The sequence below is a fragment of the Mycolicibacterium vinylchloridicum genome (assembly GCF_013404075.1).
In the GTDB taxonomy this organism is placed as follows: Bacteria; Actinomycetota; Actinomycetes; order Mycobacteriales; family Mycobacteriaceae; genus Mycobacterium; species Mycobacterium vinylchloridicum.
In genome coordinates, this window is the sequence record NZ_JACBJQ010000015.1 from 113,810 (window position 1) to 128,915 (window position 15,106).

Below are 15,106 nucleotides of genomic sequence, written 5' to 3' on the forward strand. Positions count from 1 at the left end.
ACGGTGGGAAAAGTTCCCGGCAGTCAGGCCGCCGAGCCGTCGGTGGGGTAGAGGTGTCCACGCCGACGACCGCGAGTGGCGTTGTCGGGCAACATGACATCGGCGGTGACGGGCGCGGTATCGGGTCGAGGCTCCGGCCCGGACGTGCGGGTGGCGCGCCACACCATCAGCGCCAGGACGGTCCCGGCCAGGACGGGCAGGTGCGACAGGATCCGGTCGAGGGTCACTGCGCCGGCGACCGCGTCGGTGATGACGTAGCCGGTCAGGATCGCGGTGAACACCGACAGCACCCCGGCCAAGCCGGCGGCCGCCGTCGGCCGCGCGGCGGTGACGATCATGATCACGCCCAGTGCTGCCGACCATGCCGTCGACTCGTTGAGAAGGTGGCCGCCCATCATCGCGTGGTGAGTGGCCGCCGACGTCCCGACATTGACGCCGAAGGCCTGCGCACCGGCCAGCCCGAGCTGCATCAGCCCGACGACGGCCAGCGTCGCGCGCACCCAGGTGTTGGCGGGGAGCCGGGGCGCCCGCGACGACGGCGCAGGACTCGGCGCGGTGACGGCGGCCACCTGGGATCGCCCAGACAACCGCCGCAGCAGCTGGGTCTGCTCGACGGCCTGCGCGTACCAGGCGCCGCAGTGGTCACAGGTGGCGACATGCTCGTCGACCCGGGCCGCGGGAACGGGTTCACGTTCTCCGTCGATCCGGGCTGACAACGCCTCCCGGGCGACAGCACAGTCCACGTTGCAATAGTCGCCTAACCGGGCCGGATTGTTCCAGCGTCCCTGGCCCAATGTCCGTCCTGGGCTAGATTCCTAGTCATGGACGGGCCAGGAGACGAGGTCAAGGTCGCGCTTGCTTCGTCCGCACTGGCCGATGTCGACATCCACGGCTGGACCCAACGGTTCGATCTGCTGTCCGACCCGCATCGCCTGGAGATCCTGCTCGGACTACACCGCGCGCCGGGTATCTGCGTCGGTGACCTGGCGGCGGCGGTCGGCCGATCGGAAAATGCTGTCTCCCAAGCCCTACGCGTGCTGCGCCAACAGGGCTGGGTCACCTCGACGCGGGTGGGCAGGCAGGCAAGTTATCGCCTCGAGGACCACACCGTGCACGACCTGCTGCATTGGATCGGTGCCGCGCACACCGAGTGAGCTGGTCGGTTCATTCGAATATCTGTACATGTAGACAGATATCGGGGTGCGGGCATAGGGTTCGAGGCATGTCGAGCGTCCAGATCACCGCCATGCACATGAGCGACGGCCTGGTCAACGCACCCACCTCGGTGGTCTTCGGGATCTTGGCGATCGCCGTGGTCGGCTTCTGTGGCTGGCGGGCCCGGACCGAACTCGACGAGCGGACGGTCCCGCTGGCCGGCTTGGTCGCGGCGTTCATCTTCGCGGTGCAGATGATCAACTTCCCGATCCTGCCCGGCGTCAGCGGTCACCTGCTCGGTGGCGCGCTCGCCGCGATCCTGGTCGGTCCCTACACCGGCGTTCTGTGCATCACGATCGTGCTGGTCGTGCAATCGCTGCTGTTCGCCGACGGCGGAGTGACCGCGCTCGGGATGAACATCACCAACATGGCGCTGATCGGGGTGGCCGCCGGCTACTCGACCGCCGTCATCCTCTACGCCCTGGTGCGACGGCGCCGACCGGATTCGGTGCCCGCATTGGGCGCCGTCGGCTTCGTTTCGGCGGTCATCGGAACAGTCTGTGCCTCAATGGGATTCGTTGTCGAATACGCGATCGGGGGCGCCGCGCCGACATCGCTGGGCACGGTGGCCGCCTACATGCTCGGCACCCACGTCCTCATCGGTATCGGGGAGGGGCTGATCACGGCGGTGACCGTGATGGCCGTGGCCCGGTCCCGGCCCGACCTCGTCTATCTGCTGCGCCGCAGTCGTGAGCGCGCGGCGGTGGCCGCATGAGCGCGCAGACTGTGGGCCGGCGCTGGCAGTTCTGGGTCGGCTTCGGCGTCGCGATCCTGCTGATCGCCGGCGTGGTGTCCTACTTCGCCAGCTCGAGCCCGGACGGGCTGGACTCGGCGACCCTGCAGGGCTGCCAGGTGGTGGAGGCCGAGCACGGCGAGCAGCTGACCGGCAACTGCATCGCCCAACACGCGACCGAACATCCCATGGCGGTGTCGCCGCTGGCCGACTACACGATCTTCGGCCACGCCGACACCAGCGGGCCGGCCGGAATCATCGGCGCCGTCGTGGTGCTGGCCCTCGCTTTCGGCGCGTTCTGGTTGATCGCGCGCACTCGCCGCTCGAAGGGCTGAGATGGGCGCCGGGCACTCCCACCCGCTCTACCGGGATGGCGAATCGGTGGTGCACCGCGCGCCCGCCGAGGTCAAGATCGCCGGTCTGGTGTTGTTCGTCCTCGCGGTGGTGGCCACCCCGCGCGAGATGATCTGGCCGTTCGCCGCCTACGCGGCGATCGTGCTGGTGGTCTGGCGGGTCGCCGGGATTCCGCTGCGCTGGATCCTGCCGAGGATGCTCATCGAGGCGCCGTTCATCGTGCTCGCCGTGCTGCTGCCGTTCGCCGAGGGCGGTGCGCGCGTCGAGGTCGCAGGCATGCAGCTCTCGGTGACCGGGCTGTGGGCAGCGTGGGGGATCGTCGTCAAGGGCACACTGGGCGTGGCCGCGTCGCTGACCGTCGCGGCCACCACGTCGGCGCGGGAGTTGCCGCTGGCGCTGAGCCGGCTCGGCGTGCCCGGCCTGGTGACCTCGATGCTCGTACTGATGATCCGCTACATCGACCTGCTGTCGGCCGAGGTTAGCCGGATGCGGATGGCCCGGATCTCCCGCGGAGACTCGCCGCGCGCCATCCATCAGATCGGCGCGATTGCCAAAGGCGTTGGTGCGCTGTTCCTTCGATCTTATGAGCGAGGTGAGCGCGTGTACCTGGCGATGACGTCCCGCGGATTCGACGGCAAGGTTCCCGAATTGGCGGCCGTCGGCGCCGGACCTCGCGCGTCGGGTACACAGTGGGTGTATGCGCTGACGCCGGCGGTGGCGGCCGCCGCGGTGGCGGCGTCGGCGTGGGTGCTGCGATGACTGCTCCCGCGATCCACATCGAAGGCCTGCGGTACCGCTATCCCGACGGCCGCGTTGCGCTCGACGGTGTCGACCTGTCCATCGCGCCCGGTGAACGGGTGGCGATCCTCGGGCCCAACGGTGCGGGCAAGACCACGCTCATGCTGCACTTGAACGGCGTGCTCAGCGCGACGTCGGGAGATGTTGAGATCAGCGGAATCCCGTTGAGCCGCAAAACTCTTCGTGACATCAGGCGCCGGGTCGGCCTGGTGTTCCAGGATCCCGACGACCAGCTGTTCATGCCGACGGTGGCCCAGGACGTGGCGTTCGGCCCGGCCAACTTCGGGGTGACCGGCGATGAGCTGGCCGCCAGGGTGGCCGCGGCACTGGACGTGGTGTCGATGACCGAGCACGCCGATCGCAGTCCCGCGCACCTGTCCGGCGGTCAGCGCAGGCGTGCGGCGCTGGCCACAGTGTTGGCGTGCGAGCCGGAGATCCTGGTACTCGACGAACCGTCGGCGAACCTCGATCCGGTGGCGCGCCGCGAACTGGCGCAGACGCTGGCGAGCCTGCCGGCCACCATGGTGATCGTCACCCACGACCTGCCGTATGCGGCGCAGTTGTGCGACCGGGCGATCGTCCTGGACGCCGGCGTGGTGGTGGCCGACGACACCGTCACCGCAGTGCTCTCCGACAGCGACCTGCTGGCCGCCCACCGCCTCGAATTGCCCTGGGGTTTTGTGGTTCCCGCGCGCTGAGTTCTTCCAGCTCGCGGAAGAAGGTGACCTCAGTGGCGGCGCGACGGCGGCCATGGCGGCTCGCCGCACAGCGCGAGCAGCGCATTCTCGATCACCTCGGGCAGCGCCGGGTGGATCCAGTACTGGCCGCGGGCCATGTCCTGGCCGGCCAGCCCGAAGCTCATCGCCTGGATCAGCGGCTGAATCAGCGACGACGCCTGGTGGCCCATGATGTGCGCGCCAAGGATCTTTCCGGTGTCCGCCTCGACGACGATCTTGGCGATGCCGGTGGTGTCCTCCATCGCCCAGCCGTAAGCGACGTCGGCGAAGTCCTGCACCTTGACCCTGATCTTGTAACCCGCTGCGCGAGCCTCATTTTCGGTGAGGCCGACGCAGGCGATCTGCGGATCGGTGAACACCGCCGACGGCACGAACCGATGATCCGACGGCATCAACAACTCGGTGTCGTCCCAGCCCTGCAGCAGGTTGTGCCGCACCACCCGGGCCTCGTGGTTGGCGACGTGCTTCAGCTGATACTGCGACGACACATCACCGAGGGCGAAAACGCCTCGCGCCGTGGTCCGTTGGAACTCGTCGACGACGATAAGGCCGTTCTCGTCGAGCTCCACCCCGGCCGAATCCAGGTCCATCAGATCGCCGTTGGGAATCCGGCCGGTGGCCACCAGCACCGCGTCAGCTGCCACCTCGGAGCCGTCGTCGAGTTCGACGACCACCTGTGAACCGTCGTGGCGCGCCCCGATCATGTTGCGGTGAGCCCGGATCTCCCACTTCTTGGCGGCGATGTCGGTGAACCGCTCACAGATCGTGTCGTCGCAGTGCGACAGCATGCCGCCGCCACGGATCACGATGGTCACGCGGGTGCCCAACGACGAAAACACGTGAGCAAATTCGGCGGCGACGAATCCACCGCCGATGATCACCAGATGCCCGGGTAGCTCGGGAATGCGCATGATGGTGTCGCTGGTGTGGACCTCGACTCCGCAGCCGGCGATCGCCTCGGGGACCATCGCCCGCGCGCCCGCCGCGATCACCACCTGCTCGGCGGTGAATTCCTCACCCTTTTCGGTACGCAGCCGGTAGCCGGCCTCGCTGCGGCCGGTGAAGCGGGTATGGCTGTCGTAGACCGTCACATTCGGCGACGAGCGCCGGTAGTGCTCACCGCCGATGGCCAGCGGGTCGATCCGCCCGAAGACCCGCGAGACGATGTCCGTCCAGCGCACACCGTCGACGTGGGCGTCGACGCCGAACCGCGCGGCCTCGCGCACGGTCTGGGCCACCTCGGCGGCGTAGACGAACATCTTGGTGGGGATGCATCCTACGTTCAGGCAGGTGCCGCCGAACACGGCCTGCTCGCAGATCGCGACCTTCTTGTCGGCGTAGCGCTCGTCGAGAATCGAGTTGCCCGAACCCGTTCCGATGATCGCAATGTCGAAGTGCTGCAACAAAATCCCCTTAACTACGGCCTGCGGCCGACGAGGCCGATTCCAGATGCGCACGATAGAAGTCCAGCCAGGCGTCCAGTTCGCGGTAGGACTCCGCCCGGGGACCCCTCAGCGACAGGAACACGTCGTGTTTGGCGTCGCGGACCGGAACGACGGTGGTGCGGTTTCCGATACAGCCCGCCCACCGCGCGATCTGGGTGACGTCGAGGACGGCGTCCCCGCGCTGCATGCCCGCGGCATCCGCGCTCTCGGTCACGCTGTGGTCGGAACGCAGGATCAGGTTCGGCACACCGACATCCAGGCCGCGATGCAAGGTGGCGTGCCCGCGGCGAATCGCATGGATCCAGCCGAAGGTCACCGGGAAACCGCCCAGCGGCTTCCACGTCAGGTTGTAGTCGAACTCGCCGTGATAGTCCCGGTGCAGGGTCAGCCCGTAGCCGCCCTTGGTGGTGCCGCGCACCACCCTGGTCTTGCGGACCCGCGACATCGCACCGATCGCCGTCGACGTCAGCCGGGTGCGCAGGATCGCCGGGCCGTGCAGGTCCAGCCACGGACTGTTGAGTACCAGCCCGCCCAGGGACAACGCCGCCGTCGCGTTGCGCCGTCGCACCCGGTTGAGCCACAGCGACACGATCAGCCCGCCGGCGGAGTGGCCGTACACCAGAATCGTCGTGCCGGGGTTCTCGGTGGCGATCACCGCGACCGCCCGCTCCAGTTCGCGGTCGTAGCGGGCGAGGTCGGTGGTGAAGTGCGGAGTCTGGCCCTCCCGCCAGGACCGGCCGCACTTGTGTTGGTCCAGCGCATAGAACCGGAATCCGGCCGCCGCGAAGTGGTCGGCGAGTTCGGTGTTGAAGAAGTAGTCGGTGAATCCGTGCACCGCCAGCACGGTGTTCGCGGCCGGGGCCCCGTCCGCTCGCCGCACCAGGGTGGCGAACAGATCGCCTTCACCGTCGGGGTCCGGCCCCAGAGCCATGGTGGCCTGTTGGTAGCCGGGAAGGACATCGTCGGCCCATTCGGCCCGAGCTGCCGTCACACGCCATACCCTAGCCGGGTGTGGTGCTGGCTACATCGGGGTGTGGTGCTGGCGACTCTGAAGAATAAGTCGGTACCCGGCGGGATAACCTTGACTATCAATACAGCTGTCACGAGTAAAGGACGACAAAGCGGTGTCTGATACGACCAAGACCGACGTGGTGCTGGTTGGCGCGGGAATCATGAGCGCGACGCTGGGGGCGTTGCTGCGGCTGGTCCAACCCGACTGGTCGATCACGCTGGTCGAGCGCCTCGACGCGGCCGCCGCCGAGAGTTCCGATCCGTGGAACAACGCCGGCACCGGCCACTCGGCGCTCTGCGAGCTGAACTACACCCCGGAAAAGGCCGACGGCACCATCGATATCGCCAAGGCCATCAACGTCAACGAACAGTTCCAGGTCACCCGCCAGTTCTGGAGCTACGCGCACGAGAACGGCATCCTGCCCGACGTCCGCAGCTTCCTGAATCCCATCCCGCACGTCAGTTTCGTGCAGGGCGCCGACCACGTCGACTATCTGCGCCGCCGCCGCGACACCCTGGTGCGCAATCCGCTGTTCGCGACGATGGAGTTCATCGACGACCCCGACGAGTTCACCCGCCGCCTGCCGCTGATGGCCAAGGGGCGCGACTTCTCCGAGCCGGTGGCACTGAACTGGACCGAGGACGGTACCGACGTCGACTTCGGGTCGCTGACCCGTCAGCTGCTCGGTTACGGCACCCAGCGGGGCATGACCACGCTGTTCGGCCACGACGTGCTCGACCTGCACAAGGAGTCCGACGGCGGCTGGACGGTCAAGATCCGCAACCGTCGCACCGGCCAGAAGCGCAAGCTGTCGGCCAAGTTCGTCTTCGTCGGCGCCGGCGGTGGCGCCCTGCCGCTGCTGCAGAAGGCCGGCATCCCCGAGGCCAAGGGCTTCGGCGGTTTCCCGGTCAGTGGCCAGTGGCTGCGCACCGGCAACGCCGAACTGGCGGCCGCACATCAGGCCAAGGTGTACGGACTGCCGCCCCTGGGCGCCCCGCCCATGTCGGTGCCGCACCTGGACACTCGCGTCATCAACGGACGCTCGTGGCTGCTGTTCGGCCCGTTCGCCGGGTGGTCACCGAAGTTCCTCAAGGAGGGCAAGATCTCCGATCTCCCATTGTCGGTGAAGCCCAACAACCTCGCCTCGATGATCGGCGTCGGGCTGACTGAGATGGGTCTGCTGAAGTACCTGATCGGCCAGCTCGTGCTCAGCGAAGCCGACCGGGTGAACGATTTGCGCCAATTCGCGCCCACCGCAGTCGATTCCGACTGGGAGATCGACATCGCCGGCCAGCGTGTGCAGGTGATCCGCCGCGATGCCAAGAAGCTCGGTGTTCTCGAGTTCGGCACCACGGTGCTGTCCGCCGCCGACGGATCGATCGCTGGGCTGCTCGGTGCGTCCCCGGGTGCCTCCACCGCCGTCCCGGCGATGATCGAGGTTCTGGAGCGCTGCTTCGCCGACCGCTACCAGGGCTGGCTGCCCAAGCTGAAGGAGATGGTTCCCTCGCTGGGTGTCAAGCTCTCGGAGAATCCGGAATTGTTCGCCGAGGTATGGGCGCACGGCACCAAGGTGCTCGGGCTGGAGAGCCGGGCCGATGCCGCCCGCGAGGCGCTGGTTGCCGGGGCCGACCGCGCCCCGGTCGCGTCGGGTTCCGGAAGCCCGGAACCCGCGGGGGTGGTGTGACGGTCGCCCTTCGCCGCTCCTGGGCCAAGGACCTCGACGCGGCCACCCTCTACGAACTGCTGAAGTTGCGCGTCGAGGTGTTCGTCGTCGAGCAGGCGTGCCCGTATCCCGAACTCGATGGGCGGGACCTGCTCGCCGAGACTCGGCATTTCTGGCTGGAGCAGCCTGATGGCACCGTGATCGCGACACTGCGACTGATGGAGGAGCACGCCGGCGGGGAGAAGACGTTCCGCATCGGCCGGGTGTGCACTCAGCGTGCCGCCCGCGGCCACGGCCACACCACTCGGCTGCTGCAGGCCGCCATCGCCGAAGTGGGCGATTACCTGTGCCGGATCGATGCCCAGACCTACCTCGCCGACATGTACGCCCGGCACGGCTTCGTCGCCGCTGGTGACGAGTTCGTCGAAGACGGCATTCCGCATGTGCCGATGGTGCGGCGGACCACTGGAGCCGAAAAGGCATGAGCGCGGCCGCTTTTCCGTTCAGCGCGATCGTCGGGCACGACCAGCTGAGGCTCGCGCTGGTGCTGTGCGCGGTGCGCCCGGAGATCGGCGGTGTGCTGATCCGTGGGGAGAAGGGCACCGCGAAGTCGACGGCGGTGCGGGCGTTGGCCGCCGTTCTGTCCCAGGTGGATTCGCAATCCCGGCTGGTCGAGCTGCCCATCGGGGCAACCGAGGACCGCGTGGTCGGCTCACTGGACCTGCAGAAGGTGCTGCGCGACGGCGAGCACGCGTTCTCGCCGGGTCTGCTGGCCCGCGCGCACGGCGGGGTGCTCTACGTCGACGAGGTCAACCTGCTGCACGACCACCTCGTCGACATCATGCTCGACGCCGCGGCGATGGGGCGGGTGCATATCGAGCGTGACGGGATCTCGCACTCCCATGAGGCGCGCTTCGTCCTGATCGGAACGATGAATCCCGAAGAGGGCGAATTGCGTCCGCAGCTGCTGGACCGCTTCGGGCTGACCGTCGACGTGCATGCCTCCCGCGATGTGGCGGTGCGCAGCGAGGTGATTCGCCAGCGGCTGGCCTACGAGGCCGACCCGGCCGGGTTCGCCGCGCGGCACGCCGGGCAGGACAGCGAGCTGGCTCGCCGAATCGCCGCCGCCCGCTCGCGGGTCGCCGATGTGGTGCTGCCGGATGCCGAGCTGAACCGGATCGCCGCGCTGTGCGCGGCTTTCGACGTCGACGGGATGCGCGCCGATCTGGTGGTGGCGCGCACGGCGGTGGCACATGCCGCCTGGCGTGGCGTCGGAGTCGTGGAACAGCAGGACATCCGGGTGGCCGCCGAGCTGGCGCTGCCGCACCGCCGTCGGCGTGACCCGTTCGACGATCCTGGACTCGATCCTGCTCAGCTCGACGAAGCGTTGGCTTCGACCGACGGCGAGCCGGAACCCGACCCCGACCCGCCCGGCGGCGGACAGGCCACCGATGGTTCATCGGGGCCGTCTGCGCCGCAGGGTAATTCGTCGTCGGCACCGCGACCGGCCGCGCCGCCCGCGGCGACGTTTCGCACCCGGACGCTGACCGTGCCGGGAGTGGGGGAGGGTAATCCCGGCCGGCGCTCGCGGGCACGCAACAGATCCGGGGCGGTGGTCACCGCCACCGAGGCCCCCGGGCAGGGCCACGGACTGCATCTGTTCGCCACGGTGCTCACCGCCGCCGGCAACGGCAGACTGCGGCCACAACCGGAGGACGTGCGCCGGGCAGTGCGGGTGGGCCGCGAAGGCAACCTGGTGATCTTCGTCGTCGATGCGTCCGGGTCGATGGCCGCGCGGGACCGGATGTCCGCGGTGTCCGGGGCGGCCCTTTCGCTGCTGCGTGACGCGTATCAGCGCCGCGACAAGGTCGCCGTCATCACGTTCCGGCAGGACGGCGCCCGAGTTCTGCTTCCGCCGACGGCATCGGCGCATATCGCCTCGCGGCGGCTGACGCGATTCGACACCGGCGGCACGACGCCGTTGGCGCAGGGTCTGCTGGCTGCGCGCGACGTCGTGGTGCGCGAGCGGGTACGCGATCGCACCCGTCGCCCGCTGATCGTGGTCCTGACCGACGGCCGGGCTACCGGCGGCCCGGATCCGTTGGGGCGCAGCCGTTCCGCGGCCCGCCGGCTGGTGGCCGAAGGCGCTGCCGCGGTGGTGGTGGATTGCGAGACCTCATACGTCCGGCTGGGTTTGGCCGCCGACCTCGCCGAGCATCTGGAAGCCCCGCTGCTGCAACTCGAACAATTGCGCGCAGACTATCTGGCACAGGCCGTGCGCCGCGCCGCCTGACGCAGAAGGGACCGTCCATGCCGCAGGGTCAGCCGATCGCCGTCCCCGATGACGGCCTGACCACCCGCGCCCGCCGCAACACCCCTGTGCTCGCCGTGCACACCGGGCCTGGCAAGGGGAAGTCGACGGCGGCATTCGGAATGGCGTTGCGGGCGTGGAACGCCGGGATGAGCGTGGCGGTGTTCCAGTTCGTGAAGAGCGCGAAGTGGAAGGTGGGCGAGGAGTCCGCGTTCGCCGCGCTCGGCCGGCTGAATGCCGAGCAGGGCATCGGCGGCGCGGTGGAATGGCACAAGATGGGTAAGGGTTGGTCTTGGATACGCCAGCCCCGAAAGTCCGACTCTCCAGACGACCATGCTGCGGCTGCCGCCGAGGGCTGGGCTGAAATCGCCGGGCGGCTGGCCCAGCAGCGGCACGACTTCTACGTCCTTGACGAATTCACCTACCCCCTGAAGTGGGGCTGGGTTGACGTGGATCAGGTGGTCGAGACGCTGCTCGCGCGCCCAGGCGGCCAGCATGTGGTGATCACCGGACGCGATGCCCCGCAACGCCTGATCGATGCCGCCGACCTGGTGACCGAAATGGGCTGCGTCAAACACCCGATGGACGCCGGCCGCAAGGGCCAGCGCGGTATCGAGTGGTAAGCGTGGTGTCCATACCCGCTGTCGTGGTCGGTGCTCCCGCCTCGGGAAGCGGGAAGACCACTGTTGCAACGGGTTTGATCGGTGCGCTGCGAGCGGCAGGACATCGGGTAGCGCCGTTCAAAGTCGGCCCGGATTTCATCGACCCCGGCTACCATGCGCTCGCTGCGGGACGGCCGGGCCGCAACCTCGACCCGGTGCTGGTGCCCGAAGAGCTGATCGGGCCGCTCTACTTGCACGGGACCCGCGATGCCGACATCGCCGTGATCGAGGGCGTGATGGGCCTTTTCGACGGCCGCATCGACGAGCACATCGTCATCCCCGCGCGCGGCTCGACCGCACATGTCGCCGAAATTCTCGGCACCCCGGTACTGCTGGTGGTCGATGCGCGCGGTCAGAGCCAGAGCATCGGCGCTGTGCTCCAAGGGTTTTCGACATTTCATCCCGGCGTTCGCATCGCCGGGGTGATCCTCAACCGGGTGGGCACCGCGCGCCACGAACACATTCTGCGCCAAGCCTGCGAAGCGGCCGGGGTGCCGGTGTTCGGCGCGATCCCGCGTCATGACGAATTGGCAGTGCCCTCGCGGCATCTGGGCCTGGTCACCGCCGTCGAGCACGGTGAGCACGCCAAGGCCGCGGTGGCCGCGATGACCGCACTCGTCGCCCGCCACGTCGACCTGGCCGCCGTAGTCGCGGTCGGTGGATCCCGGGTCACCGCCGCACCCTGGGTGCCCGGCGACGTCATCGGGCCGCCCGCAGACGGCCGGCCGGTGGTGGCGGTGGCCGCCGGAAAGGCCTTCAGCTTCGGCTACGCCGAGCATCCCGAACTGCTGCGGGCCGCCGGCGCCGACGTCATCGAATTCGACCCGCTCACCCACACTCTGCCCGCGCAGACCGCGGCGCTGGTACTACCCGGCGGCTTTCCCGAGCAGCACCTGGCCGACCTGTCGGCCAACACCGAACTGCGCGGCCAGATCCGCGAACTGGCCCGGCATGCGCCCGTGCACGCCGAATGCGGTGGGCTGGCGTATCTGATGGACGACCTCGACGCGCATCCGATGTGCGGGGTGCTGCCCGGCTCGGCCCGCTTCACCCAGCGGCTGACGCTGGGCTATCGAGAGGCCGTCGCGCTGTCCGATTCGTCGCTGCACGCGGCGGGGGAACGGGTCGTCGGACATGAATTCCACCGCACCACAGCCGAATTCACTGCAGGCATGAAACCGGCTTGGGGGTTCCGGGCGCACGATGGCCAACCGGTGACCGAGGGTGCGGTGTGCGCGGGGGTGCACGCCTCGTATCTGCACACCCATCCCGCGGCCCAGCCGCGGTCGGTCGCTCGATTTGTGGCCCACGCTGCCTTGACTAAGCTGCCCCGGTGACCGAGAACGCCTACCTCGTCGGCTTACGCCTGGCCGGTAAGAAGGTCGTCGTGATCGGCGGAGGCACCGTCGCACAACGACGCCTGCCGCTGCTCATCGGAAGTGACGCCGACGTACACGTGATCACGCGGGCCGCGACGCCGGCGGTGGAAGTCCTGTCCACCACGACACCGGGCATCACATTGGAACTGCGCGACTACCGCGACGGCGACCTCGAGGACTCCTGGTACGCGATCGCCGCCACCGACGACGCGACCGTCAACGCCGCCGTCGTCGCCGAGGCCGACCGCCGCCAGATCTTCTGCGTCCGCGCCGACATCGCACGGGAGGGCTCGGCTGTCACCCCGGCGTCGTTCGACCACGACGGCCTTGTGGTCGGCGTCCTGGCAGGCGGGGAACACCGCCGCTCGGCGGCCATCCGCTCGGCTATTCACGAAGCGCTTCAGCAGGGACTCATCGCAGCCGATACGAGCGACGCCGTGCCCGGCAGTGTGGCCCTGGTGGGTGGCGGACCCGGCGACCCCGAGCTCATCACCGTGCGCGGCCGGCGACTGTTGGCCCGCGCCGACGTCGTCGTGGCCGACCGGCTGGCGCCACCGGAGTTACTCGCGGAGCTCGCACCGCACGTCGAGGTCATCGACGCCGCCAAGATCCCGTACGGGCGGGCGATGGCTCAGGAAGCCATAAACAACGTTCTTATAGAACGGGCGAAGGAGGGGCGCTTCGTGGTGCGCCTCAAGGGCGGCGATCCGTTCGTTTTCGCCCGCGGATATGAGGAGGTGCTCGCCTGTGCGGAGGCCGGGATACCGGTCACCGTCGTGCCGGGTGTGACAAGTGCCATATCGGTGCCTGCGATGGCCGGAGTTCCGGTCACTCATCGCGCGGTCAATCACGAGTTCGTGGTGGTCAGCGGCCATCTTGCGCCCGACCATCCGGAATCGTTAGTGAATTGGAATGCACTGGCGCAATTGACTGGGACGCTAGTTTTGCTGATGGCGGTCGAACGCATCGAATTGTTTGCCGAAGCACTGATTGCAGGCGGTCGACCTGCGGAAACACCCGTCCTGGTGGTGCAACACGGCACCACGGCCGCAGAACGGGTGGTGCGGACCACTCTGAGCGATGCTCCGGAGCGCATCCGATCGGACGGCATAAGGCCTCCGGCAATCATCGTGATCGGCCCTGTTGTGGGCCTTCCCACGGCCTTCGGCCTTTAACATCTTCTTAAGATTACTGTAGGGTAGGCCGCTATGACGGCTCTCAACGACGCTGCGCGGGCGACCGCCAACAGCTCCGAGCGCGCTGTTCCGATGCGCCTCGAGCCGACCTCTCTGGAACGCGCCAGCAAGTACCCGGCCTGGCTGCCGTCGGGGCGCTTCTTCGCCGCGGTCACCGCGATCGGCGGCATGCAGTTGCTGGCCACGATGGACAGCACTGTCGCGATCGTGGCGCTGCCCAAGATCCAGGACGAGCTGGCACTGTCCGACGCGGGCCGCAGCTGGGTCATCACCGCCTATGTGCTCACGTTCGGCGGCCTGATGCTGCTGGGCGGCCGCCTCGGCGACACCATCGGCCGCAAGCGCACCTTCATCGTCGGCGTCGCACTGTTCACCATCGCCTCGGTGCTGTGCGGAATCGCCTGGGACGAAGCAACTCTGGTGATCGCGCGCCTGCTGCAAGGGGTCGGCGCGGCGATCGCCTCACCCACTGGCCTGGCCCTGGTGGCCACCACTTTCCCCAAGGGGCCGGCACGTAACGCCGCGACCGCGGTGTTCGCCGCGATGACGGGCATCGGTTCGGTGATGGGCCTGGTGGTCGGCGGTGCACTGGTCGAGGTGTCCTGGCGGTTCGCGTTCCTGGTGAACGTGCCGATCGGCCTGCTGATGATCTACCTGGCCCGCAACACCCTGCGGGAAACCCAGCGGGAGCGGATGAAGATGGACGCCGCCGGCGCGCTGCTGGCCACCATCGGCTGCACCGCGGCCGTGTTCGGATTCGCGTCAGCCCCCGAAAACGGCTGGTCGTCACCGATGATCCTGGCGGCGGGTGCCGTGGCTGTGGTCGCGCTGGTCGCCTTCGTCTTCGTCGAGCGCCGTGCGGTCAACCCCGTGGTGCCGTTCGCCCTGTTCCGTGACCGCAACCGGTTGGCCACCTTCGCCGCCGTGTTCCTGGCCGGTGGCGTGATGTTCACGCTGACCGTGCTGATCGGGCTGTACGTGCAGGACATCATGGGCTACAGCGCGCTGAAGGCCGGGATCGGCTTCATCCCGTTCGTCATCGCGCTCGGCATCGGCCTTGGGCTGTCGTCGCAGCTGGTGTCGCATTTCCCGCCGCGGCTCCTGGTGATCGCCGGCGGGGTGCTGGTGCTGGCCGCGATGCTCTACGGCTCCACGCTCAACGGCGGCATCCCGTACTTCCCGAACCTCGTCATCCCGATCACGGTGGGCGGCTTCGGGATCGGCATGATCGTCGTGCCACTGACCGTGTCGGCCATCGCCGGGGTCGGCTTCGACCAGATCGGCCCGGTGTCGGCGATCGCGCTGATGCTGCAGAACCTCGGCGGACCCGTGGTGCTGGCCATCATCCAGGCCGTCATCACCTCGCGCACGCTGTATCTGGGCGGCACCACCGGCCCGGTGAAGAAGATGAACGACGCGCAGCTGCACGCCCTGGACCAGGGCTACACCTATGGCCTGCTCTGGGTCGCCGCCGTCGCGGTGATCGTGGGTGCGGTCGCGCTGTTCATCGGTTACACCGCGGCGCAGGTCGCCCACGCGCAGGAAGTCAAAGACGCGATCGACGCCGGAGAGCTTTGAGCTCGACATCGGATTGAGCAGAG

At 68.4% G+C, this 15,106-nt stretch carries 15 protein-coding genes; 12 read left to right on the plus strand and 3 right to left on the minus strand.

What is annotated here, in order from left to right:
- Window positions 1-23 precede the first annotated feature (23 nt).
- The gene (locus HPC46_RS14980; protein WP_179471124.1) at window positions 24-743 is read right to left on the minus strand and encodes a zf-HC2 domain-containing protein; all 720 of its coding nucleotides are present in this window, start codon (window positions 741-743) and stop codon (window positions 24-26) included.
- A 78-nt stretch (window positions 744-821) separates the two neighbouring features.
- On the opposite strand from HPC46_RS14980, the gene HPC46_RS14985 reads away from it, so the two are divergent.
- The 5 genes from HPC46_RS14985 to HPC46_RS15005 all read left to right on the plus strand — a co-directional run bounded on the left by HPC46_RS14985 (window position 822) and on the right by HPC46_RS15005 (window position 3,798).
- Window positions 822-1,154 carry an ArsR/SmtB family transcription factor gene (locus HPC46_RS14985; protein WP_179471126.1) on the plus strand — a complete coding sequence of 111 codons (333 nt, stop codon included), beginning with the start codon at window positions 822-824 and terminating at the stop codon, window positions 1,152-1,154.
- A gap of 68 nt (window positions 1,155-1,222) precedes the next feature.
- Window positions 1,223-1,930, plus strand: coding sequence for an energy-coupling factor ABC transporter permease (locus HPC46_RS14990; protein ID WP_179471128.1), 708 nt, complete (start codon window positions 1,223-1,225; stop codon window positions 1,928-1,930).
- On the plus strand, window positions 1,927-2,283 hold the full coding sequence (locus HPC46_RS14995; RefSeq protein ID WP_005149291.1) for a PDGLE domain-containing protein: 357 nt from the start codon (window positions 1,927-1,929) through the stop codon (window positions 2,281-2,283). Before HPC46_RS14990 ends, HPC46_RS14995 begins: the two co-directional genes overlap by 4 nt.
- A 1-nt stretch (window position 2,284) precedes the next feature.
- Window positions 2,285-3,061, plus strand: coding sequence for a cobalt ECF transporter T component CbiQ (cbiQ, locus tag HPC46_RS15000; RefSeq protein WP_179471130.1), 777 nt, complete (start codon window positions 2,285-2,287; stop codon window positions 3,059-3,061).
- Complete coding sequence (locus HPC46_RS15005; RefSeq protein WP_179471132.1) at window positions 3,058-3,798, plus strand: energy-coupling factor ABC transporter ATP-binding protein; 741 nt, start codon at window positions 3,058-3,060, stop codon at window positions 3,796-3,798. The genes cbiQ and HPC46_RS15005 overlap by 4 nt, the downstream gene beginning before the upstream one ends.
- A 29-nt stretch (window positions 3,799-3,827) precedes the next feature.
- Here the strand turns inward: HPC46_RS15005 and mtr are convergent, their stop codons facing one another.
- Both mtr and HPC46_RS15015 read right to left on the minus strand, forming a co-directional pair.
- Window positions 3,828-5,240 (minus strand): mycothione reductase, encoded by a 1,413-nt coding sequence (gene mtr / locus HPC46_RS15010; protein WP_179471134.1) that lies wholly within the window; start codon window positions 5,238-5,240, stop codon window positions 3,828-3,830.
- 10 nt (window positions 5,241-5,250) lie between these two features.
- Window positions 5,251-6,213 carry an alpha/beta hydrolase gene (locus HPC46_RS15015; RefSeq protein WP_179471190.1) on the minus strand — a complete coding sequence of 321 codons (963 nt, stop codon included), beginning with the start codon at window positions 6,211-6,213 and terminating at the stop codon, window positions 5,251-5,253.
- A gap of 193 nt (window positions 6,214-6,406) precedes the next feature.
- On the opposite strand from HPC46_RS15015, the gene mqo reads away from it, so the two are divergent.
- The 7 genes from mqo to HPC46_RS15050 are packed head-to-tail and all read left to right on the plus strand — an operon-like array spanning window position 6,407 to window position 15,083.
- Window positions 6,407-7,978 (plus strand): malate dehydrogenase (quinone), encoded by a 1,572-nt coding sequence (gene mqo / locus HPC46_RS15020; RefSeq protein WP_179471136.1) that lies wholly within the window; start codon window positions 6,407-6,409, stop codon window positions 7,976-7,978.
- Window positions 7,975-8,442, plus strand: coding sequence for a GNAT family N-acetyltransferase (locus HPC46_RS15025; RefSeq protein WP_179471138.1), 468 nt, complete (start codon window positions 7,975-7,977; stop codon window positions 8,440-8,442). Before mqo ends, HPC46_RS15025 begins: the two co-directional genes overlap by 4 nt.
- The gene (locus HPC46_RS15030; RefSeq protein ID WP_179471140.1) at window positions 8,439-10,250 is read left to right on the plus strand and encodes a magnesium chelatase subunit D family protein; all 1,812 of its coding nucleotides are present in this window, start codon (window positions 8,439-8,441) and stop codon (window positions 10,248-10,250) included. The genes HPC46_RS15025 and HPC46_RS15030 overlap by 4 nt, the downstream gene beginning before the upstream one ends.
- Window positions 10,251-10,267: 17 nt before the next feature.
- Window positions 10,268-10,891: a cob(I)yrinic acid a,c-diamide adenosyltransferase gene (cobO, locus tag HPC46_RS15035; protein WP_179471142.1), complete on the plus strand. Its 624-nt coding sequence runs from the start codon at window positions 10,268-10,270 to the stop codon at window positions 10,889-10,891.
- A gap of 5 nt (window positions 10,892-10,896) precedes the next feature.
- Window positions 10,897-12,267, plus strand: a complete 1,371-nt coding sequence (locus HPC46_RS15040; protein ID WP_179471144.1) for a cobyrinic acid a,c-diamide synthase CobB — start codon at window positions 10,897-10,899, stop codon at window positions 12,265-12,267.
- A complete protein-coding gene (gene cobA / locus HPC46_RS15045; protein ID WP_179471146.1) occupies window positions 12,264-13,484 on the plus strand; it encodes a uroporphyrinogen-III C-methyltransferase in 1,221 nt (406 codons plus the stop codon). Before HPC46_RS15040 ends, cobA begins: the two co-directional genes overlap by 4 nt.
- Before the next feature lie 33 nt (window positions 13,485-13,517).
- Complete coding sequence (locus HPC46_RS15050) at window positions 13,518-15,083, plus strand: MFS transporter (RefSeq protein WP_179471148.1); 1,566 nt, start codon at window positions 13,518-13,520, stop codon at window positions 15,081-15,083.
- The last annotated feature ends 23 nt before the right edge of the window (window positions 15,084-15,106 follow it).

Excerpts from the sequence above, each read along its gene's own strand:
- HPC46_RS15015 (WP_179471190.1), bottom strand. The coding sequence starts at position 6,213 with ATGGCTCTGGGGCCGGACCCCGACGGTGAAGGCGATCTGTTCGCCACC.
- cobO (WP_179471142.1), top strand. The coding sequence starts at position 10,268 with ATGCCGCAGGGTCAGCCGATCGCCGTCCCCGATGACGGCCTGACCACC.
- HPC46_RS14990 (WP_179471128.1), top strand. The coding sequence starts at position 1,223 with ATGTCGAGCGTCCAGATCACCGCCATGCACATGAGCGACGGCCTGGTC.
- HPC46_RS15050 (WP_179471148.1), top strand. The coding sequence starts at position 13,518 with ATGACGGCTCTCAACGACGCTGCGCGGGCGACCGCCAACAGCTCCGAG.
- HPC46_RS14985 (WP_179471126.1), top strand. The coding sequence starts at position 822 with ATGGACGGGCCAGGAGACGAGGTCAAGGTCGCGCTTGCTTCGTCCGCA.
- HPC46_RS15030 (WP_179471140.1), top strand. The coding sequence starts at position 8,439 with ATGAGCGCGGCCGCTTTTCCGTTCAGCGCGATCGTCGGGCACGACCAG.
- cbiQ (WP_179471130.1), top strand. The coding sequence starts at position 2,285 with ATGGGCGCCGGGCACTCCCACCCGCTCTACCGGGATGGCGAATCGGTG.
- HPC46_RS15005 (WP_179471132.1), top strand. The coding sequence starts at position 3,058 with ATGACTGCTCCCGCGATCCACATCGAAGGCCTGCGGTACCGCTATCCC.
- HPC46_RS14995 (WP_005149291.1), top strand. The coding sequence starts at position 1,927 with ATGAGCGCGCAGACTGTGGGCCGGCGCTGGCAGTTCTGGGTCGGCTTC.